The sequence below is a fragment of the Mycobacterium sp. WMMD1722 genome (assembly GCF_049315205.1).
Lineage (GTDB): Bacteria > Actinomycetota > Actinomycetes > Mycobacteriales > Mycobacteriaceae > Mycobacterium.
This window is the reverse complement of sequence record NZ_CP186056.1, coordinates 892,979-913,046: the sequence shown is the minus strand read 5'-3', so window position 1 is coordinate 913,046 and position 20,068 is coordinate 892,979. Positions and strand designations below refer to the sequence as shown.

18 protein-coding genes are annotated in these 20,068 nt (G+C 69.5%); 6 read left to right on the top strand and 12 right to left on the bottom strand.

Annotated elements, in window-relative coordinates; translation table 11 throughout:
- Positions 1-4 precede the first annotated feature (4 nt).
- Together ACN27E_RS04110 and ACN27E_RS04105 are read left to right on the top strand one after the other, a co-directional pair.
- Positions 5-742 carry a DUF72 domain-containing protein gene (locus ACN27E_RS04110; RefSeq protein ID WP_422746769.1) on the top strand — a complete coding sequence of 246 codons (738 nt, stop codon included), beginning with the start codon at positions 5-7 and terminating at the stop codon, positions 740-742.
- A gap of 48 nt (positions 743-790) precedes the next feature.
- A complete protein-coding gene (locus ACN27E_RS04105; protein WP_422746767.1) occupies positions 791-1,420 on the top strand; it encodes a hypothetical protein in 630 nt (209 codons plus the stop codon).
- Between the two features lie 134 nt (positions 1,421-1,554).
- On the opposite strand, the gene xypA is transcribed toward ACN27E_RS04105, so the two are convergent.
- From xypA to ACN27E_RS04055, 10 genes are all read right to left on the bottom strand, one after another.
- On the bottom strand, positions 1,555-2,610 hold the full coding sequence (gene xypA, locus ACN27E_RS04100) for a sugar ABC transporter xylitol/L-sorbitol-binding protein XypA (RefSeq protein WP_422746765.1): 1,056 nt from the start codon (positions 2,608-2,610) through the stop codon (positions 1,555-1,557).
- 34 nt (positions 2,611-2,644) lie between these two features.
- On the bottom strand, positions 2,645-3,694 hold the full coding sequence (locus ACN27E_RS04095) for a substrate-binding domain-containing protein (RefSeq protein WP_422746764.1): 1,050 nt from the start codon (positions 3,692-3,694) through the stop codon (positions 2,645-2,647).
- 66 nt (positions 3,695-3,760) lie between these two features.
- Positions 3,761-4,804, bottom strand: a complete 1,044-nt coding sequence (locus tag ACN27E_RS04090; protein WP_422746762.1) for an ABC transporter permease — start codon at positions 4,802-4,804, stop codon at positions 3,761-3,763.
- Positions 4,801-6,336 (bottom strand): sugar ABC transporter ATP-binding protein, encoded by a 1,536-nt coding sequence (locus ACN27E_RS04085; protein WP_422746761.1) that lies wholly within the window; start codon positions 6,334-6,336, stop codon positions 4,801-4,803. Before ACN27E_RS04085 ends, ACN27E_RS04090 begins: the two co-directional genes overlap by 4 nt.
- Complete coding sequence (locus tag ACN27E_RS04080) at positions 6,333-7,406, bottom strand: zinc-dependent alcohol dehydrogenase (protein WP_422746760.1); 1,074 nt, start codon at positions 7,404-7,406, stop codon at positions 6,333-6,335. The genes ACN27E_RS04085 and ACN27E_RS04080 overlap by 4 nt, the downstream gene beginning before the upstream one ends.
- A complete protein-coding gene (locus ACN27E_RS04075) occupies positions 7,400-8,173 on the bottom strand; it encodes an SDR family NAD(P)-dependent oxidoreductase (protein ID WP_422746758.1) in 774 nt (257 codons plus the stop codon). Before ACN27E_RS04075 ends, ACN27E_RS04080 begins: the two co-directional genes overlap by 7 nt.
- A complete protein-coding gene (locus ACN27E_RS04070) occupies positions 8,170-9,216 on the bottom strand; it encodes an NAD(P)-dependent alcohol dehydrogenase (protein WP_422746757.1) in 1,047 nt (348 codons plus the stop codon). Before ACN27E_RS04070 ends, ACN27E_RS04075 begins: the two co-directional genes overlap by 4 nt.
- Positions 9,213-9,857: a ribulose phosphate epimerase gene (locus tag ACN27E_RS04065; RefSeq protein WP_422746755.1), complete on the bottom strand. Its 645-nt coding sequence runs from the start codon at positions 9,855-9,857 to the stop codon at positions 9,213-9,215. The genes ACN27E_RS04070 and ACN27E_RS04065 overlap by 4 nt, the downstream gene beginning before the upstream one ends.
- Entirely contained in the window at positions 9,854-11,353 is a 1,500-nt protein-coding gene (locus ACN27E_RS04060) for an FGGY family carbohydrate kinase (RefSeq protein ID WP_422746753.1), read from the bottom strand. Before ACN27E_RS04060 ends, ACN27E_RS04065 begins: the two co-directional genes overlap by 4 nt.
- Entirely contained in the window at positions 11,350-11,988 is a 639-nt protein-coding gene (locus tag ACN27E_RS04055; protein WP_422746752.1) for an SIS domain-containing protein, read from the bottom strand. Before ACN27E_RS04055 ends, ACN27E_RS04060 begins: the two co-directional genes overlap by 4 nt.
- Before the next feature lie 152 nt (positions 11,989-12,140).
- Between ACN27E_RS04055 and ACN27E_RS04050 the strand changes: the two genes are divergently transcribed.
- Together ACN27E_RS04050 and ACN27E_RS04045 are read left to right on the top strand one after the other, a co-directional pair.
- Positions 12,141-13,061 carry a sugar-binding transcriptional regulator gene (locus ACN27E_RS04050; RefSeq protein ID WP_422746750.1) on the top strand — a complete coding sequence of 307 codons (921 nt, stop codon included), beginning with the start codon at positions 12,141-12,143 and terminating at the stop codon, positions 13,059-13,061.
- Between the two features lie 31 nt (positions 13,062-13,092).
- The gene (locus tag ACN27E_RS04045) at positions 13,093-13,866 is read left to right on the top strand and encodes an SDR family oxidoreductase (RefSeq protein WP_422746748.1); all 774 of its coding nucleotides are present in this window, start codon (positions 13,093-13,095) and stop codon (positions 13,864-13,866) included.
- Here ACN27E_RS04045 and ACN27E_RS04040 read toward each other — a convergent pair.
- Positions 13,859-15,334, bottom strand: coding sequence for an acetyl-CoA acetyltransferase (locus ACN27E_RS04040; RefSeq protein ID WP_422746747.1), 1,476 nt, complete (start codon positions 15,332-15,334; stop codon positions 13,859-13,861). The genes ACN27E_RS04045 and ACN27E_RS04040 overlap by 8 nt on opposite strands.
- 107 nt (positions 15,335-15,441) lie before the next feature.
- Here ACN27E_RS04040 and ACN27E_RS04035 point away from each other — a divergent pair, with 107 nt between their 5' ends.
- Both ACN27E_RS04035 and ACN27E_RS04030 read left to right on the top strand, forming a co-directional pair.
- Complete coding sequence (locus tag ACN27E_RS04035) at positions 15,442-17,889, top strand: phosphoketolase family protein (RefSeq protein WP_422746746.1); 2,448 nt, start codon at positions 15,442-15,444, stop codon at positions 17,887-17,889.
- A 38-nt stretch (positions 17,890-17,927) separates the two neighbouring features.
- Positions 17,928-18,659 (top strand): lysostaphin resistance A-like protein, encoded by a 732-nt coding sequence (locus ACN27E_RS04030; RefSeq protein ID WP_422746745.1) that lies wholly within the window; start codon positions 17,928-17,930, stop codon positions 18,657-18,659.
- Positions 18,660-18,773: 114 nt separating this feature from the next.
- On the opposite strand, the gene ACN27E_RS04025 is transcribed toward ACN27E_RS04030, so the two are convergent.
- On the bottom strand, positions 18,774-19,757 hold the full coding sequence (locus tag ACN27E_RS04025; protein ID WP_422746744.1) for an APA family fibronectin-binding glycoprotein: 984 nt from the start codon (positions 19,755-19,757) through the stop codon (positions 18,774-18,776).
- Between the last annotated feature and the right edge of the window lie 311 nt (positions 19,758-20,068).

Below are 20,068 nucleotides of genomic sequence, written 5' to 3'. Positions count from 1 at the left end.
CGCGGTGACGGTCAGGATCGGCACCTCCGGCTGGTCGTACGACCATTGGGCCGGCTTGCTGTACCGCCCCGGTCTGCCGGCGGCCAAGCGCCTCGCCCGCTACGTCGAGGAATTCGACACCGTCGAACTCAACGCCAGCTTCTACCGATGGCCGCGCGACACCACCTTCACCGGGTGGCGGGACCGCCTCCCCACGGGCTTCACCATGTCGGTCAAGGCGCACCGCGGGCTGACGCACTACCGCAGGCTGGGCACACCACAGCCGTGGGTGGAGCGCTTCGAGAGGTGTTGGACCGCTCTCGGTGACAAGCGCGAAGCCCTGCTCGTGCAGGTGCACCCGGCGATGGAACGTGACGACGCCCGCCTCGATGACTTCCTGACGCTCATGCCGGACTGGATACCGGTGGCGATGGAGCTGCGCCATACGTCGTGGAACCACCCCGCCGTCTTTTCTCTGCTCGAACGCCACCGGGCGGCGTACGTGGTGATGAGCGGCGCCGGGATGCCGTGCGTACCGCGGGCGACCAGCGACCTGGTGTACCTCCGGCTGCACGGCCCGGAGCAGGATTCGCTGTACGCCGGGTCCTATCCGGACGACGCGCTGCGCTGCTGGGCCGACCGGATCGCGGCGTGGGACGGCGAGGGCCGACGCGTGGTGGTGTACTTCAACAACGACCTGGGCGGCCATGCGGTGCGCAACGCCTGGACGCTGCGGGAGCTGCTGACCGCGCGGATGAGCTGACCCCGGCGGCCGGCTCGGCGCCGGCATCCGGCACGCTGGGGCATCGATATGCGAGCGAACATCCTGACGACGCTGGCCCTCACGCTGCCCCTGGCCCTGGCGGGGTGCACGACGCCCACGATCGTCAACAACGACGAGCCACGCCCCGAGCCGGCGGCCCAGCCCACCACGACGGCCGCCCCGGCACGCAACAGCACCAACCTGGTCAACGCCTTCGACTACGGCGTACCGGTCGACGGGGTCACCCGGTACTTCTTCACCACACCGTCGGGCCGCTGGCAGTGTGCGATCGTCCCGCGGGTCCGGGCGGGCTGCCAGGCCGCCGGCGGCGCCGATCTCGATTTTCCCGGTACGCCCGAGTCGGTTCCCGGTCCCGACGGCGAGCCGACCGCGCCGAATGTGATCGAGATCAGCCGCGACGGCGATACCGCCTTCGCCGCTGTCGAGGGCACCCCGTTCGAACCCGAGCCGGGTCCGGCGAACGTCCTGCAGTTCAACCAGATCCTGGCCGCGGCCGGGTTCCGCTGCAACGTCCAGGAGGCCTCGGGCATCTCGTGTCTGAGCGAACGGTCCGGAAAGGGCTTCGCCTTCTCCACCGAGGCGTTCACCCCCCAGTATCTCGAGGTGCCGGCCGGTGCGCCCACCGCGACGCCGACCACCACGAGAACCACCGGCTGACGCCGCCGGTGTGAAGCTGTTGCGACAAACGGGCCCGATTCTCGCAACCCGTTCACACTCGCGGGGGCCGCGCATGGAAACGGGGCCGGCCACCAGCTCATCCGCAATGGTGACCGGCCCCGCGTTCGTGGGGGCTAGGGCGCAGGCTGCTGCTGACCCGGAATGCCCTCGTAGGCGATGTCACCGGTCTTGAGATTCTTCTCGGTGAGCTCGACCAGCCCGTCGAGGAACTGCTGCCGTTCGGTGACCACATGCTGGATGGCCACGTCGACGTTGTCCTGGGTGATGGCCGGCATCACGTAGACCGGGTCGCTCTTGACCTGTTCGCCCTTGACCAGCGCATCGGCCACCGCCAGACCGGCGGACAGTTCGACGGTGCCGTTCTGCAGCGAGGTGCCGATGAACTCACCGCTCTTCACGGCGTTGAGTCCGTCCTCGATACCGTCGATGCCCACGATCGGCACGTCGGTGCGGCCGGCCTCCTTGAGTGCCTGCAGCGCACCCAGACCCATATCGTCGTTCTGCGATACCACGCCGTTGATCTGGGGGCCGAAGCTGGAGATCCAGTTCTTCATCTTGTTGACGGCCTCGTCGCGCTTCCAGTTCGCGGTGTCCTTGGCGAGCACCTTGATGTCCGGGTAGCGGGCGAGAACGTTGTCGATGCCCTTACCCCGGTTGATCTCACCGGAGCCGCCGAGCGGGCCCTGCAGGATCACGATGTTGCCGCGGCCACCGAGCCGGTCGGCCATCATCTGCATCTCCTGCTCACCGGCGGCCACGTCGTCGGGCTGGACGTTGCCGGCCAGATCGGTGGACTCCAGGGCGGCATTGACCGCCAGCAGCGGAATCCCCTTGGCTTTCGCCGAGGCCACCTGCGGGCCGAGCGAATCCGCCTGCACCGGAACGACGATGATCGCATCGACGCCCTGGTTGATCAGCGAGTCGACCTGACTGGCCTGAGTGGCCACATCGTTGTTGGCCGAGTTCCACACCAGCTCGATGTTCTTGGCCTTGGCGAAGGTCTCCATGCCTTCCTTGCCGGCCGTGATGAACGAGCTCATGTCGTACACCGTGACGCCGATGCGGGTGGTGTCGCTGTTGGCCTCGGTGTCCCCGGCGCCACACGCGGTCAGTCCCAGTCCCAACGCGCCCGCCGAGGCGATCGCCAGGATCTTTCTGGTCAGTTTCATGAAATCAGTTCTCCTCGAAGAATTGTCGGTCGGATCAGGGCTGCTTCTGGCCGGGGATGCCCTCATAGGCGATGTCGCCGGTCTCCAGGTTCTTGTTGGTCAGCTCGGTGAGGCCGTCGAGGAACTGCTGCCGTTCGGTGACCACGTGCTGGATCGCCACGTCGACGTTGTCCTTGGTGATGGCCGGCATGATGTAGACCGGCTTGGTGTTCACCTGCTCCCCCTTGGCCAATTTCGCCGCCACGGCCAGACCGGCGGACAGTTCGACGGTGCCGTTCTGCAGCGAGGTGCCGATGAACTCACCGCTCTTCACGGCGTTGAGTCCGTCCTCGATACCGTCGATGCCGACGATCGGCACGTCGGTGCGGCCGGCCTCCTTGAGTGCCTGCAGCGCACCTAGACCCATATCGTCGTTCTCGGCGACCACACCGTTGATCTGCGTTCCGAATCCGGAGATCCAGTTCTTCATCTTGTTGACGGCCTCGTCGCGCTTCCAGTTCGCGGTGTCCATCGCCAGGATCTTGATGTCGGGGTAGCGCGACAGCACGTTGTTGATGCCCTTGGTGCGGTCGAGCTCGCCGGACTGACCCAGCGGACCCTGCAACACGACGATGTTGCCGCGGCCGCCGAGGCGGTCGGCCATCATCTGCATCTCCTGCTCACCGGCGGCCACGTCGTCGGGCTGCACGCTGGCGGCCACGTCGGGGCTGTCGAGCGCCGCGTTGACCGGCACCAGCGGGATCCCCTTGGCCTTCGCCGAGGCCACCTGCGGGCCGAGCGAATCCGCCTGCACGGGGACGACGATGATCGCGTCGACGCCCTGGTTGATCATCGAGTCGACCTGGCTGGCCTGGGTGGCCACGTCGAGGTTGGCCGAGTTCCACACCAGCTCGATGTTGTTGTCCTTGGCGTACTGGTCCATCCCCTCCTTACCGGCGGTGATGAACGAGCTCATGTCGTACACCGTGACGCCGACGCGGGTGGTGTCGCTGTTGGCTGCGGTGTCGCCCGCTCCGCAGGCCGTCATGCCGAGGCCGATCGCCGCGGCCGAGGCGACTGCGAACATCTTCGTTGGCAATCTCATGTGCATTCTCTCTCTCGTTGGTGTGCCTGGTTCTTCGATCCGATGAGCGGTGTCACGTCCGCCGGGTCACGTTCGTCTGCGGGATGACCAGACGTCGACGGCGACGGCCGCCACGATCAGCACACCCTTGATGACGTCCTGCCAGTAGGCCGGCACCACGAGGATGTCCAGCCCGTTGTTGAGGGTCTGGATGATGAACAAGCCCAGCACCGTCCCCCAGATCGTGCCGCGTCCGCCCATCAGGCTCGCGCCGCCGATCACAACGGCGGCGATGGCGTCGAGTTCATAGCCCTGGCCGAGGTTCGGCGGACCCGAGATGACGCGTGATGCCAGCATGACGCCCGAGAGCCCGGCCAACAGACCGGAAATGGCGTAGACGCTGAACAGCACGTTGCGGGCGTTGATGCCGGCGATCTCGGCGGCGTTGCGGTTACCGCCGACTGCGTACACCCGCATGCCGTAGGTCGTCCGCTTCATCACCACAGCCAGGACGATGATGCCGACGATCATCAGCAGCACCGGGATCTGCAGACCGAGGATCTTGGTGTTGGCGATCGAGCCGAATTCGGCGGGTAGACCGTTGATGGGCGCGCCGCCGCCGATCACATAGGCCAGACCCGACCCGGCGGTCAAGGTGCCCAACGTGGCGATGAACGGTGGAACGTTGATGCGCGACACCAGGATTCCGTTGAGCGACCCGACAGCCAGCCCGACCAGCATGGCCACCAGGACGGTCATCCAGACCTGGCCCGGATTGGCCTTGGCGGTCGCCGCACCGGCCATCGCCGACACCGCGATCACGCTGCCCACCGAGAGGTCGATGCCGCCGGTCAGCACCACCAGGGTCTGCCCCAGTGCGATCAGGGCGAACGGTGCGGCGGCCACCAGGATGGTGACCAGATTGTCGACGGTGCCGAATCGCGCACTGCGGTAACTGAAGTACGCGATCACCAGCAGCATGATGATGACCATCGCGTAGCGCAGGGCGATGCCGCCCAGCCACTCCTTGGAGAACAGCTTGACCGGCGCGCCGGTGATCGGCGACGCGACCGTGGTGCCGCCACCGGAGTCCTTCGGCGCGGTGTCCTCGCTGTCGAGTTTCGTGGTCACGATGCTGCCTCCTGATCGTTTCGCCGGGGTTTGGCGTCCAGCGCGGTCGCCAGCCGGAACACCGACTCCTGCACTTCGGGGTGGTCGAGCGCGTCCCGGTCCAGTTCGCCGACGAACGCGCCACCGCGCATGACGAACGCCCGGTGGGAGAGCCCCACGACTTCGGGCATGTCCGAGGACGCCATCACCACGGCCATCCCCTGGGCGGCGAATTCGGTGATGATGCGGTAGATCTCGCTGCGGGCGCCGACGTCGACCCCGCGCGTCGGCTCATCGAGCAGCAGCACGTTGACGGTGCCGGTCAGCCAGCGGGCCAGCACCACCTTTTGCTGGTTACCGCCGGACAGGGTGCCGACCTCCTGACTCAGCCCGCGGCTGCGCAGCCGGACGGACTTCATGACGTCGGACACCGCGGTGTTGCGGGCCTTGGCGCGCAGCCAACCCGCGACCGAGAACGACGAGAGCCGCGGCAGGGAACCGTTGTCCAGCACGCTCATCGAGAGCACCACCCCGGAGATCTTGCGGTCCTCGGGCACCATCGCCATACCCGTGGTGATGGCGGCGGCCGGATGGTTGCGCTTCAGCGGCTTGCCGCGCACCAGGATGTCCCCCGAGCTGGTGTGCCGGGCCCCGAAGATGGCCTCGAGCAGTTCGGTGCGGCCCGCCCCGACCAGGCCGGCCAGCCCGACGATCTCACCGGCGCGCACGCTGAACGACACGGGTTCCGATGCGCCGTCGACCTGCAGGTTGCGCACCTCGAGGACGGTGTCGGCACCCGGTTGGGCGCGCTCGGGGAACAGGGTGTCCAGTTCGCGGCCGATCATCGCGGTCACGATGTCGTCGTCGGAGACCTCGGCGATGCTCTTGTCCAGGATCAGCCCGCCGTCGCGCAGCACCACCACCCGGTCGGCGATGGCGCGGATCTCGGCCATCTTGTGGGTGGTGTACACCATCGCGACACCGTGTTCGCGGAGCTGGCGGACGATCTTGTACAGGCCCTCCACTTCGCGCTCGGAGATCGCCGAGGTGGGCTCGTCGAGCATCACCACCCGAGCGCCGGTCCGGGCCGCCTTGACGATCTCGACGATCTGGCGCAGCCCGACAGGCAGGCTGCCCATCCGCGCTGCGGGGTTGATGTCCACACCGAACACCGCCAGGGCGTCGCGGGCCTCGTCGATCATCGCGCGCCGGTTCAGGAACGGGCCCACTTTGAGTTCCCGACCGACGAAGAGGTTCTCGTAGACGGTCATGTCCTCGATCGAGGCCAGCTCCTGCGGCACGATCGCGACACCGTGGCGGACGGCGTCTTTGGTGTTCCCCGCCGCGAGCTGGTTGCCCTGCACGACCACCCTGCCGTGATCGGCGGTGTACTGCCCGCTGACGATCTTCATCAGCGTGGACTTGCCCGCACCGTTCTCACCGGCCAGCGCGGTGACCGTGCCGGGTTCGAGGTGCAGCGTGATGCCGTTGAGCACGGGTACCCCGCCGAAACTCTTCCGGATGTCGGTGCACTCCAGCAACGTCTCGGTCATGGTGTGCCTCCTGTCTGAGCTCCCCCGGCGGAATTCACCGTGACGAGCACCTTGACGTTCTCGGCGTCCGCCGATGCCGCGAACGCCTCGGCGGCGTGGTCGAGATCGAACGCGGCGCTGATGATCTCGTCGACGGGCACGGCGCCACCGGCCAGCAACTCGAGCGCCGCGGTGAAGTCCTCGCGCACGTACATGAGGTTGCCGACCAGCGCCAGCTCACGGTCCTGGATCAGGCCCAGCGGTACCGGTGTCGCACCTTCGGCGACGCCGACGATCATCACCGCACCGCCCTTGTCGACCAGCTCGACGGCCTGGGCGACGGAGCTCTCCCGCGAGACGCAGTCGATGACCACCGCGGCGGGCCCGTCCAGCAGCCGCAGTGCCGTCTCGACGGCGTCGGGTGCGGCCGGATCGAATGTGCCGGTGGCTCCGAGACGTTCGGCGCGGGCGCGCTTGGACGCCAGCAGATCGGCGACCACCACCTGCGCGCCGGCGTGGCGGGCGGCCAGCAGCGTGAACAATCCGATCGGTCCGGCCCCGATCACCACGACCGACCTGCCGCGCAGATCGCCGACGAGTTCGGCGGCGCGGCGCACCGTGTGCACCGGGGTAGCCAGGGGCTCGACGAGTATGGCGTGGCGGTCGTCGAGATCGTCGGGCAGGGCGACGAGCCGGTCGGCGGCGATGGTGAACGTGTCGGCCAACGCGCCCGCAGTCTGGCAGCCGAACACCAGCAGATCGCGACAGATGTTGTAACGGCCGGCGCGGCACTGGCTGCAGTGGCCGCAGGCCAGATTGGGCTCGATGGTCACCCGCCGGTCCAGCCACCAACCGTCGACACCGGCGCCCACGGCGTCCACCACGCCGACCGCCTCGTGCCCGGGCCGGTACGGCAGCTCGATGAACGGGTGGCGGCCGCAGGCGGCGTGCAGATCCGAACCACAGATGCCCACGACCGTGGTGCGCACCCGGACCTCGCCGGGGCCCGGGTCCGCCTCGACGGCCGTTTCGAGCACGACGTCGTCGATCGCGTTGACCACCACCCGGCGGTTGAGTGCGGCGGTCACCATACGGTGTATCCCCCGTCGGCGACCAGCACGGAGCCGGTGATGAACGAGGCGGCGTCGCTGGCCAGGAACACCACGCTCGGGGCGATCTCCTCGGGCATCGCGTAGCGCATTAGCGGCGCATCGTCGATCCAGTGCTGTTTGAACTCCGGGCGGTCCACCGGCGCCATTTCGGTCTTGCAGTAGCCCGGGGCGACGGCGTTCACCCGGATACCCAGCGGGCCCCATTCGGCGGCAAGGGATTTGGTGAGGTGGTGGACGGCGGCTTTGGAGGCGTTGTAGGCCGGTTGCCACTGCGGCCGGTTGACGATCATGCCCGACATCGAGCCGATGTTCACGATCGAACCCGACCGACGTTCGCGCATGTGCCGGCCGGCTGCCAGTGAGCAGGCCCAGAGCGCCTTGACGTTCAGGTCGAAGACGTCGTCCCACTGCTGCTCGGTCACGTCCCACGATTCGGCGTGATAACAGGTGCCGGCGTTGTTGACCAGGATGTCGAGGTGGCCGAGCGCGTCGATGGCCTCGGCGGTCATCCGGTCGACGTCGGTTCCGCGGGTGATGTCGGCGGTGATGGCGTGCAGCGTGATTCCGGCGTCTGCCGCGTCGGCCACGGTCGCGGCGTTGCGTTCGGCGTTGCGGCCGGAGATCGCCACCTGCGCGCCGGCCTGGGCGAGTCCGAAGGCAAAGGCCCGGCCCAGTCCCTGGTTGCCGCCCGTCACCAGGGCGGTGCGGCCGGAGAGGTCGAACGGGTTGGACGAAGGCGCGGTCATACAGGGCTCACAATCGATTTGAGGCTGGCCGGGTCGGTGTCGCTGTCGAGGGCGTCGGCGACGTGGTCGAGGTCGTAGCGGCCGGTCACCATCGCATCGAGGTCGACGGCACCGGAGTTCACCAGATGTATTGCCGCCGGCCAGGTGTCGGTGTAGCGGAACACCCCGGTCAGGGTGATCTCCAGATTGGCGATGTGACTGACCGGCAGGGCGTACTCGTCGGCTCCCATCCCGACCAGCACGACGTGGCCGGCGGGGCCGACTGCCTTGATCCCGCTGACCACCGCCGCGGGCACGCCGGTGGCGTCGACGAATGCGTCGACCGGTTCGATGGCCGTGACGTCCACCGCGGTGGGGTCGAGCACTTCGGTGGCACCGAACTGCAGGGCCTTGTCGCGGCGGGATTCCAGCAGGTCGGTGACGACGATGCGCGATGCACCGAAGGCCCGCGCGGTCTGTGCGCACAGCACGCCGATGGGTCCGGCGCCCGCGATCAGGATCGAGGTGCCGGGCGCCACCTGCGCCTTGCGCATCGTGGTGATCGCCACCGAGAGGGGTTCGAGCAGCGCGGCTGCCTCATCGGACAGCGAGTCCGGGACCGGGTGGGCCATATCGTCGTCGATGGTGACGTACCGGCAGAACGCGCCGTCGACCGGTGGGGTGGCGTAGAACTCCATCTGCGGGCACAGGTTGTACCGGCCGGCCTTGCACTGCCGGCAGCGCCGGCAGGGGTGTTGCGGCTCGACCGCCACCCGCTGGCCGATCCGGCCGGGATCGACGCCGGCGCCGACCGCCGCGATGCGTCCGGACAGTTCGTGGCCCAGGATCATCGGCTCGTCGACCACGAAGTCGCCGATCCGGCCGTGCCGGTAGTAGTGGACGTCGGATCCGCACACCCCGACCGCGGCCACCTCGACGAGCACCTGGTGTTCGCCCGGGGTGGGCACCGGCCGCTCCTCGATGCGCAGCGCACCGACTCCCGTCATGACGCTGGCCCGCATGGTGGCCGGGGTCGCGACCTCAGTGCTCATCCTGGGGGTCATGGGGTTCTTCCTTTCGCCGGATCGGGCAACAGCGCACGCCCGACCACCATGGATTCGACGCCGGCTGTGATGCACAGCGGCGCCAGGTCTTCGGTGACGCCGCCGTCGACGATGACGGGGAGCTGCGGCGCGCATGCCGAGACGATGCCCAGCCGGTCGGTCCGCGCGCGGTCGGCGGTGCCCGGCTCGATGAGCATGACCAGCACACCGTCCGGGGTTTCGGGCCAGACGGGTGGGGATCCGTCCCACTCGTCCCACACCGCGATCCACGCCGCCCCGCCCGCCGCGCGCACGGCCTGGACGCGCGGCGCGCTGAACGCCGCCCAGGGCAGGAACACCGTCGCCGGCCGGTGCGCCAGCACCGCGGGGAGCGTCGCGTCGACGAAGGCCGGGGAACCGATGAGGTGCACACCGAGGCGGGCGGAATCCACCACGCCGGCGATCCTCGACAGCTCGGCCAGACTCACCCCGGCGGGCAGACCTTCGGCCTCGGCCATCACGTCGACGTGCACGTCCAGGCCGGCGCCGGCCAGGTCGCGTGCGGCCGCGATCCGCTGTCGGGGCGCGACGGCGTAGACCGATCCGGCGATACGGCCGCCGAACCGTTCGTGCCAGGGCGCCAGGATCGTGGTGGGCGTCATGCCGGTACCCCGCTGTCGAGGACCGCGGATTCGGCGAGCTGGGCCCAGCGCGCCCGCAGCGCCGACAGGTCGCGCCCGGTGTTGCGCGGTGAGACACGTTGCCGCACATCGGGGGTCCACTTCTCGGCCAGGTCGATCAGACCCGCCACATCGGCTCCGGTGGCGATCGCCGCGGCCTGCACACAGGCGCCTCGGGCGGTCGCCTCGTCGGCGTCGAGCACGGTGACCTCGTCGTCGAGCAGGTCGGCGAGTAGCTGCAGGGTGGCCTTCGAGCGGGTTCCCCCGCCGACGGCTGTGGGCGCACCGGACAGGTCGACGCCGCAGGCGCGCAGGTGGTCGCGGGCGTTCATCAGCGACAGCAGTGGACCCTCGAGAAATGCGCGCGCCACCTCCTCGCGGGAGGTGTGCGAGGTCAGGTCGGCGAAGGCGCCACGGGCGGCCGGCCGGTCGGGTTTGCGTTCACCGTCGAGAAACGGCACGAGCACCGGTCCGCGGGTGGTCCCGGCAGCCAGCGCCAGCTGCGCCAGGCCGGTGAGGTCGGTGCCCAGCAGCCGCGCCGCGACGTCTCCGACCCGTGCCGCGTTGAGGGTGCTGACCAGCGGGAGATAGCCGCCGGTGAGGTCGGCGACGCCGTCGACCATGCCGGTCGGGTCGTAGACCGGTGTGCGGCATGACGTCGCCACGACGCCCGAGGTGCCGATCCCGATGTACTGGTCGCCGTCGCGCAGGCCCAGACCGAGATACGCGGCGTGCTGATCGCCGCCGCCGGGTCCGACGAGGGTGTCGATCCCCAGGCCGAGGGCTTCGGCCGCCGCGGGACGCAGGTAGCCGGCGGGCCGGCTCGGCCCCAGAACCGTGGGCAGCATCGCGGCCCAGTCGCGCCGGCCGGCGGCCAGGTCCAGGTAGTCGGTGACCCATTCACCGGCGGCGGCATCGAAATACCCGGTGCCCGAGGCCTCGGAGCGGTCGGTCACGCGCATGCCGGTGAGCCAGTAGGTCAGGTAGTCGTGCGGCAGCAGCATCGTGGCGGCCCGGTCCAGCACGTCGGGCTCCCGCTCGGCCACCCAGGCCAACTTGGCGATGGTGAACGCCGCGGTCGGCAGTGATCCGACGCGGCGGGTCCACCGCTCGGCGCCGATCCGGGCGACCAGCGCGCCCAACTGCGGCGCCCCGGTGGTGTCGTTCCAGAGCTTGGCCGCCCGCAGCGGGACACCGTCCGCGTCCAGCAGCACCAGACCGTGGCACTGGGCCGCGACGGAGATGGCCTCGACGACGGGGCGTCGTGCGCACCGGGTCAGCGCCGCACGGGTGGCCGAGATCAGCGCCTGCACCCACGCGGCGGGATGCTGCTCACTGCACGGTGGGAAAGCCGGCGGGTGGGGTGCCGCCCCGGAGGCCAGGAGCCGCCCGGTGGTCAGCTCGCGGATCTCCACCTTGCAGGACTGGGTCGACGAATCCACCCCCAGGACAACGGCATTCGATTCCGGAGCGGTCATAGCCGCACCACCGGGGCCGATTCGTCGCCGGGCCGGTGGCCGCGGGAGCCGACGCCGCCGGCCGGATGGCTTTCGACGACGTCGCGCAACGTGTGGCCACGCATCGCCATCGCGACGACCGCCAGCGCGTCGCCCCAGGCACCGACGGCCAGGGTGCTGGCCATCGCGATCATGTCGCCGGGGTCGGCGTCGGACGGCGTGGGTGGCAGCGCCGCGACCAGGGTGGCCGCGTGGGCGAACGGGGACTGCGGACTCTCGGTGACGGCGACCACCGCAACGCCCCGCCCGACGAGGCGTTCGGTCAGCCGGGTCAACTCGCCGGACCGGCCGGTCTTGGACACCGCGAGCACCAGGTCGTCGGCGGTGATGGCGCCCATGCCGCCGTGCAGGGCGTCCATGGCCGGCAGATAGACCGCGGGGGTACCGCAGACCGACAGCAGATGCGCCAATCGTTCGGCCATGATGCCCGAGGTTCCCGCGCCGGTGGTGACCACTTTCCCGGCGATGCCGAGCATCCGGCGCGCGACGGTGACCACACCGCTTTCCACCGCGTCGACCAGCGCGGCGACCGCCGCGGATTCGCGGGACAGCACCGCGCCGGCCAGGGTCGCCAGGCCCGCGTCGTCCGTGCTCATCCGCTACTGTCTCCACTCCGCGCGCTGCTCGTTTGTCGGGTCGACCACTCATCTGAGTGCTTGTGTCCTGGATCATGCAATGCCTATGCTCACATGTCAATGTTGCTGCACATATGTGCAGCGGCGGACTCGGCAGGTCGGAGAGGAACGCGATGGGACCGGATGAGTTGTTCCAGCGCGCGGTGATCGCCCGCCGCTACTACCTGGAGCGCAAGACCCGTATCCAGATCGCCGAGGAGTTCGGGCTCTCCCGTTTCAAGGTGGCCCGCATCCTCGACGACGCCGTCGAATCCGGGATGGTCGAGATCAAGATCCACAACCCGGCCTCGATCGACGTCGATCTGTCCACCGAACTGCAGCGCCGCTACCAACTCGAACACGCCTACGCAGTCACGCCCGACTCGACCGACAAACCCGACCGCGTCGCGGCCGTCGCCAAGGCCATGGCCGAACTACTGCAGTCGATCCTGCGCGACGGCGACGTCGTCGGCGTCGACTGCGGCCGCACCCTGACCCACATCGCCGGGTACCTGAGCCGGTTGCCCGCCTGCGAGGTCGTGCAGCTGACCGGAATGGCCGGCGCGATCACCGCCAACGGCACCGATCTGGTGCGCCGGATCAGCGAGGTCAGCGGCGGGCGGTCCTGGCCGATGTACGCACCCCTGGTGGTTCCCGACGCCCGCACCGCCGAGAGCCTGTCGGGCAATCAGCAGATCACCGCGACGATCAGCCGGCACGCCGAGGTCAGCTGCGCGATCGTCTCGGTCGGGGCGTGGAGCCCGGGCGCCTCTCAGGTCTACGAATCGTTGTCGGCCGCCGAGGTGCGAACCCTGGAAGCCGAGGGTGTGTGCGCGGAGACCTGCGCACTGCTGCTCGACCGCGACGGTAACCGCGTCGCCGGACTCGACGAACGCAGGATGGGCATCAGCGAGTCGACCCTGCGGGCGATCCCGACCCGCATCGCCCTGGCCACCGGACCCGAGAAGATCGCCGCCACCCGTGCGGTGCTGAAATCCGGTCTGGTGTCGTCGCTGGTCACCGACACCGGTGTGGCCGCCGCGGTACTGGACTGAACCCGAGCGCCCGACAACCGACAGGAGTGCAATGACCGACACATCCCGAGCCGCCGTCGATCTCGACTTCGGACTCGACGGCAAGGTGGCATTGGTGACCGGCGGGGCCTCCGGGATCGGCGCGGCCATCGCCTCGGCGTTCGCCACGAAGGGCGCCCGCGTCGCGGTGGCCGACCTGAACGAGGCCGGCGCCGCGGAGGCCGCGGCCGCGCTGCCCACCGACAGCCGCGGATTCGGGTGTAATGTCGCCGATCCCGAATCGGTGCGGGGCACCGTCGAGGCGGTCGCCGACGCCTTCGGGGCGATCGACATCCTGGTCAACTCCGCGGGCGTGGCACGCCTGGCCCCGGCCGAGGAGCTGTCGCAGAAGTTCTGGGATGACACCATCGCCATCAATCTGTCCGGCACGTTCCAGATGAGCCAGGCGGTCGGCAGGCATATGCTCGCCGCCGGCCGTGGCGTCATCATCAACATGGCCTCGCAGGCCGCCACCGTGGCGATCGACGAGCACGTCGCCTACTGCGCCTCGAAGTTCGGCGTCGTCGGGATCACCAAAGTGCTCGCCGCGGAATGGGGTGGCCGCGGCGTCCGGGTCAACGCCATCTCCCCCACGGTGGTGCTCACCGACCTCGGCATCAAAGCCTGGGACAACCCGAAGGGCGACGCCCTCAAGCAGCTGATCCCGGTCGGCCGGTTCGCCTACCCCGACGAGATCGCCGCAGCCGCAGTGTTTCTCGCTTCCGATGCGGCCGCCATGATCACCGGTGCCGATCTGCTGGTCGACGGCGGCTACACCATCAGATGAGGGTCGCCGTGCCGTCCTCGTGCACGTCCACCCCAGCACCCGCGATATCGCGCTCGACGACGTCGCCGGCCTGCGTTGCGTCGATGACGACCGCGAGCGTGCGAGCGTCCTCGGGCGTACGCACCGCGAGGAACACCTTCTCGGCGTTGCCGTCCCGGCTGACCGGGATCGTCCACGACTCGACGGTCCCCCGGCCGGACCACTGCACCTCCAGTGCCCGCGACGGCTCCGCGTCGACCTCGGATTGCACGTCCTCCCAGCGGAATTCGTGGGTGGGCGGCTCGGTCCCGTAAACGCCCATGCTGTGTTTGGTCAGATACCCGCCGTTGGCCGTGACGAGCCCGCGCTGACCGGGGTTGGCGGTGAGCCGTTCGGCCATCGTCGCGATCGAGTGGCTGACGTAGTTGTTCCACGGCCCGCCGGCGAAGGTGAGGCCCCCGGTGACGGTGAGCGGTCGCGCCGGATCGCCGGCGGGCAGACCCAATTCGATCGCGGCCACCTGCACCGCGGACGGAAAGCAGGAGTAGAGATCGATCTGTTCGACATCCTCCAGCGAGGTCTCGGCGAGTTCGAGGGCGCGGCGCCCGGCGATCCGGATGGCCGGCGAGCGGTGGAACTCGGCGCGCTCGCCGATCGCATAGGTGTCATGGGCGTCGGTGCCGGCGTACGGGAAAACCCACCTGTCGGAGGGGATCTGGAGGTGGCGCGCGGTCTCCACCGAGGTCAGCACCAGCGCCGCGCCCTGATTGACCATGTTGTTGGAGTTCATCAGCTTGGTGTAGGGCCAGCTGATCATCCGGTTGTCCGGGCCGGGCTGCCAGATGGCGTCGGCGGTCAGCGCGTCCCGGCTCCAGGCGTGCGGGTTGTCCGCGGCGACCGCGGAGAAGCCGGACCACAGCTCACCGATCCGGCGTCGGTGGTGCTCGAGGGTCTCCCCCGCGGCGATGCGCACCGCCTGTTCGAACATCGGGTAGACGTACGACGGCCGGTCGAGCTGGATGCGGATGTCGGCATCGTGGGCCATCGGCACGCTCTCGTCCGAGCCCTCGGGCAGCGGAACCGATTCGTCCTGGCGGGTGTAGGCGAACCGCTCCCCGCGCTTGCGGAGCTTGGTGCGGGTGCGCCAGGTCTCGGCCCCCGCGATGAGCACGACCCCGGCCCGGCCGTTCTGGATGTCCAGGCAGGCCCGGTTCACCAGGGTCTGCGGCACATTGCCGCCGATGCCGCTGTAGCGGGTCGCGGCCTTCGCCGCGCCGATGCGTTCGGCCAGCAGCAGTCCGGGGTCGCGGTAACGCGCCGAGAGCAGATTGACCACCCGCACCGAGTCGACGGCCGTGAGCACCCGGGGATCGGCGGCTTCGCGCGCCGCGGCCGCCATCAGGTCAACGGGTTCGAGCCCAGGATCGTCGTCGCGATCGTTGACCTGCCCGTAGCCGATGAGCACGGGTGTGTGGGCGGTCGACGGCATGAAGGCTCCTCCAGCGCAGTTGACAGGTGTCAAGACAGCTTAGCGGTCACCCGCCGGGGTAACCGAAGGCCACGCGATGTTCACCCGATGCGACCAGAATGGCGGAGATGAGCAGCCAGACCAGCAGCGCCCCGACCAACACCCCCACCCTCTCCGACGACGACGTGCGGCTCCTCGACGCCTACTGGCGGGCGGCGAACTATCTGTCGGTCGGACAGATCTACCTGCTCGACAATCCGCTGCTGCGGGAGCCGCTCGCAGCCGAACACGTCAAACCCCGGCTGCTGGGCCACTGGGGCACCACGCCGGGCCTGAACCTGCTCTACGCACATCTCAACCGGGTGATCCGCCAGCGCGACGCCGACGTCATCTACATCACCGGGCCCGGCCACGGTGGCCCCGGTCTGGTCGCCAACGCCTACCTGGAAGGCACCTACAGCGAGATCTACTCCGCGATCGGCCAGGACACCGAGGGCATGCGGCGGCTGTTCCGCCAGTTCTCGTTTCCCGGGGGTATCCCCTCCCACGTCGCCTCGGAGACGCCCGGTTCGATCCACGAGGGCGGCGAGCTGGGCTACGCGCTGGTGCACGCCTACGGCGCGGCGTTCGACAACCCCGATCTGGTGGTGGCCTGTGTGGTCGGCGACGGCGAGGCAGAGACCGGTCCGCTGGCGGCCAGCTGGCATTCGAACAAGTTCCTGGATCCGGCGGTCGACGGCGCGGTGCTGCCGATCCTGCATCTCAACAGCTACAAGATCGCCAATCCCACGGTGCTGGCGCGGATCCCGGCCGAGGAGCTCGAGTCCCTGTTCTACGGCTACGGCTACCGGCCGATCACGGTGGCCGGTGACGACCCGGCCAATGTGCACCAGCAGCTGGCCACCGCCCTCGACGAGGCATTCGACCAGATCGCGGCCATCCAGCACGCCGCCCGCGTCGACGGCGAGGCGGGCCGTCCCCGGTGGCCGATGATCGTCATGCGGACCCCGAAAGGCTGGACCGGTCCGGAGAAGGTCGACGGTAAGAAGGTCGAGGGCACCTGGCGGGCCCACCAGGTGCCCCTGTCGGAGACCCGTACCAATCCCGAGTACATGGCTCAGCTCGAGGAGTGGCTGCGCAGCTACCGGCCCGACGAGCTCTTCGACGACGACGGTGCGCTGATACCCGAACTGCGGGCGCTGGCCCCGTCCGGCACCCGGCGGATGAGCGACAACCCGCACGCCAACGGCGGGCTGCTGCTGCGCGATCTGGACCTGCCGAACTTCGCCGAGTACGCCGTCCCGGTCGACCAGCCGGGCGCGGAGACCGCCGAAGCTACCAAGGTGCTGGGCACCTTCCTGCGCGACGTGATCGCACGCAATCAGGACCGGTTCCGGCTGATGGGCCCCGACGAGACCGCGTCCAACCGGTTGGGCGCGGTACTCGAGTCGACCGACAAGGTCTGGCTGGCCGAAACGACACCCGACGACGAGAACCTCGCACCCGCCGGCCGCGTCATGGAGGTGCTGTCCGAGCATCTGTGCCAGGGCTGGCTCGAGGGGTATCTGCTGACCGGCCGGCACGGTCTGTTCAACTGCTACGAGGCCTTCGTCCACATCGTCGACTCGATGCTCAACCAGCACGCCAAATGGCTGAGCAGCAGCGCGCACCTGACGTGGCGGCGACCGATCGCCTCGCTGAACTATCTGTTGACGTCACACGTATGGCGCCAGGACCACAACGGGGCCTCGCATCAAGACCCCGGGTTCATCGACCACGTCGCCAACAAGCGCCCCGAGGTCGTGCGGGTGTATCTGCCGCCGGACGCCAACACCCTGCTCTCGGTGGCCGACCACTGCCTGCGCAGCCGGCACTACATCAACGTGATCGTGGCCGGTAAGCAGCCTGCGCTGACCTATCTGCCGATGGACGAGGCCGTCGCCCACTGCACGCGGGGGCTCGGAATCTGGGAGTGGGCGGGTAGCCCGTCCCTGCGCGACGGCGGCGCCCCTGATGTGGTGCTCGCCTGCGCGGGTGACATCCCCACCCTGGAGACGGTGGCCGCGGCCGACATCCTGCGCCGCCGGCTGCCCGAGCTGAAGGTGCGGGTGGTCAACGTCGTCGACATCATGCGGCTGCAGCCGGACACCGAGCATCCGCACGGGCTGTCGGATCGCGAATTCGACTCCACCTTCACCGCCGACAAACCCGTCCTCTTCGCCTACCACGGCTATCCGTGGCTGATCCACCGACTGGCCTACCGGCGGTCCAACCACGCCCAGTTCCACGTGCGCGGCTTCAAGGAGCGCGGCACCACCACCACGCCGTTCGACATGGTCATGCTCAACGACCTCGACCGGTTCCACCTGGTGATGGATGTGATCGACCGGGTGGACGGCCTGGGCAGCGACGCCGCGGGCCTGCGCCAGGAGATGGCCGACGCCCGACTGGCGGCGCGCGCCTACACCCGCGAGCACGGCGAGGACGACCCGGCGATCTCCGGGTGGTCGTGGGATTCGGGATACCGCCCGGACGGCACCGCGTCGATGGCCCAGGACACCGGCGACAACGAGTGACCGGGAGCTGACGGCCGGCGTCGGTACCATCGGCGGGGATGTCTACCGCCGCCCTGACCTCGTCGCCGCCCCGGATCCGGATCTACGTCGACATCGCCGTCGTCGTGGCGGTGCTCGCGGCGACCAATCTGGTCGCACACTTCACCACCCCGTGGGCCAGCATCGCCACCGTCCCGGCGGCCGCGCTGGGGCTGGTGCTGCTGGTGCGCCGACGCGGGCTGGGCTGGACGGAGCTGGGCCTGGGGCGTGAACACTGGCGCTCCGGTGCCGGTTACGCGGCCGCGGCGGTGGGCCTGGTGCTGACGGTGATCGCGATCGGCGCCCTGCTGCCGTGGACGCGGCCGATGTTCATGAACAACAACTACGCCACGATCTCGGGCGCGCTGATCGCCTCGATGGTCGTCATCCCGCTACAGACGGTGATTCCGGAGGAACTCGCATTCCGCGGGGTGCTGCACGGGGCGCTGAACCGCGCCTGGGGTTTCCGCGGGGTGGCGGCCGCCGGGTCGTTGCTGTTCGGCCTGTGGCACATCGCCACCTCGCTGGGGTTGACGGCCAGCAACGTGGGCTTCACCCGCATCTTCGGCGGCGGCGTCATGGGCACGATCGCCGGCGTGGTACTGGCCGTGGTGGCGACCGGGATCGCCGGGTTCGTCTTCACCTGGTTGCGCCGCCGCAGCGGGAGCCTGCTCGCACCGATCGCGCTGCACTGGTCGCTCAACGGCATGGGGGCGTTGGCGGCCGCGCTGGTCTGGCATCTGTCGACATAGTCCCCCGCCGCGGTCCCCGCCGAGACAGTCCCTCGCGAGCAGACGCAAAAACCCCCCGACACGCGGGTGTCGGGGGGTTTTTGCGTCTGCTCGGCGAGGGTGCCGGCGCGGCGGTCAGGCCGGCGGCAACATCCCGGGGGCGGCGTCCGGTGCGACGGGGACCGGCACACCCACCGCGGGACGCGGCGGCGGCGCATTCGGATCGGCCGGCGGCGGCGGGGCATTCGGATCCGGCGGCGGCGGCGCGGCCGGCGGGGTGTACGGCCGGATCGAATTCGCCAGCGCCGTGGCGGCGTTGGTGTCGATCGGGTTGTTGGCCGAGCCGAGCCATACGACGAACCAGCGTTCGGGGGCGCGCTGGCCACGGGGCAGCCCGGCCGGGGTCGGGGCACCGACCACACCGGCCCACACCTGGCCGTTGGGCCGCGTGGTGTCGGTGAACTTCACCTCGTAGTAGTGCGCCGCCCCCGGCATCCCGTTGGCGTCGAGGGTGGCGTTCTGCTGGTTGATGCGGGTACCGGGCAGCGGCATGAAATACACGCCCATATCGGAGGCGAGCCGGTTGGCCGCCTTGACATTGTCGGCCTCGGCGCCGGCGAAGACCTTCAGATCCAGCCGGCCGATCAGCACGCTGGTGTCCTTGGGCGCCTCGGTGCTGCCCTCCGGCGGGATCTTCGTCAGCAGCGCCTGCCCGTAGGACAGATTGGTCGCGTCGGAGACCTTCCAGCCCTCCGGCACCACGTAGCTGAACCCGCCCGCGGCGTTGTCGACGCGACCCGGTTCGGGTGCCGGCGGCGGAGGCGGAGCCGGCGGGGCGTTGGGGTCGACAGGCGGCGGAGGCGGGGCGTTCGGGTCGGCCGGCGGCGGCGCGGGCGCGGCCGGACCGGGAGGTGGCGCAGGCGCGGGACTCGCCGGCGGCGCGGGAGCGGCCGGAGCCGGCGGGGCGACCGTCGGGGACGGCGGCGGCGGGGGTGGTGCGGGTTGCGCGTGCGCCACCGAGGGCATGGCCAGCGCCACCACGGTGGCGCCGGTAACAGCGGTGGCCAGCGTCCTCGACAGGCGCCTGCGTCGTGTCGACATCGCGTCCGGCTCGTTCATGACCACAGAAACTACCGTGTCATCGGTGTGACACAAGTGGGAAATGCTGTGGATGTGCTTAGAACGACGATTGCTGGCCATGTGAACTCCCAAGATCAACGCGGTTCGGTACGTTGCTGGCAACGTGTCGTCCCAGCCGCCGCGCCGGGACTGTCGGCCGGCGCCGTCCGATCGGGAAATCGCTGCGGACGCGTCGGCCGTTACGGCGCCGGTCGACCTCGCGGGCGCAACGGGCGCCAGCCGGGCACGGATCGGCTCACGGCGGCGCGTCGCGATTTCACGGGCTAGCTACCGTCCAGTAACATTGTCGG

Coding starts and splice junctions, on each gene's coding strand:
- ACN27E_RS04105 (WP_422746767.1), top strand. CDS start 791: ATGCGAGCGAACATCCTGACGACGCTGGCCCTCACGCTGCCCCTGGCC.
- xypA (WP_422746765.1), bottom strand. CDS start 2,610: ATGAAACTGACCAGAAAGATCCTGGCGATCGCCTCGGCGGGCGCGTTG.
- ACN27E_RS04095 (WP_422746764.1), bottom strand. CDS start 3,694: ATGAGATTGCCAACGAAGATGTTCGCAGTCGCCTCGGCCGCGGCGATC.
- ACN27E_RS04085 (WP_422746761.1), bottom strand. CDS start 6,336: ATGACCGAGACGTTGCTGGAGTGCACCGACATCCGGAAGAGTTTCGGC.
- ACN27E_RS04080 (WP_422746760.1), bottom strand. CDS start 7,406: ATGGTGACCGCCGCACTCAACCGCCGGGTGGTGGTCAACGCGATCGAC.
- ACN27E_RS04075 (WP_422746758.1), bottom strand. CDS start 8,173: ATGACCGCGCCTTCGTCCAACCCGTTCGACCTCTCCGGCCGCACCGCC.
- ACN27E_RS04070 (WP_422746757.1), bottom strand. CDS start 9,216: ATGACCCCCAGGATGAGCACTGAGGTCGCGACCCCGGCCACCATGCGG.
- ACN27E_RS04065 (WP_422746755.1), bottom strand. CDS start 9,857: ATGACGCCCACCACGATCCTGGCGCCCTGGCACGAACGGTTCGGCGGC.
- ACN27E_RS04060 (WP_422746753.1), bottom strand. CDS start 11,353: ATGACCGCTCCGGAATCGAATGCCGTTGTCCTGGGGGTGGATTCGTCG.
- ACN27E_RS04055 (WP_422746752.1), bottom strand. CDS start 11,988: ATGAGCACGGACGACGCGGGCCTGGCGACCCTGGCCGGCGCGGTGCTG.
- ACN27E_RS04050 (WP_422746750.1), top strand. CDS start 12,141: ATGGGACCGGATGAGTTGTTCCAGCGCGCGGTGATCGCCCGCCGCTAC.
- ACN27E_RS04045 (WP_422746748.1), top strand. CDS start 13,093: ATGACCGACACATCCCGAGCCGCCGTCGATCTCGACTTCGGACTCGAC.
- ACN27E_RS04040 (WP_422746747.1), bottom strand. CDS start 15,334: ATGCCGTCGACCGCCCACACACCCGTGCTCATCGGCTACGGGCAGGTC.
- ACN27E_RS04035 (WP_422746746.1), top strand. CDS start 15,442: ATGAGCAGCCAGACCAGCAGCGCCCCGACCAACACCCCCACCCTCTCC.
- ACN27E_RS04030 (WP_422746745.1), top strand. CDS start 17,928: ATGTCTACCGCCGCCCTGACCTCGTCGCCGCCCCGGATCCGGATCTAC.
- ACN27E_RS04025 (WP_422746744.1), bottom strand. CDS start 19,757: ATGAACGAGCCGGACGCGATGTCGACACGACGCAGGCGCCTGTCGAGG.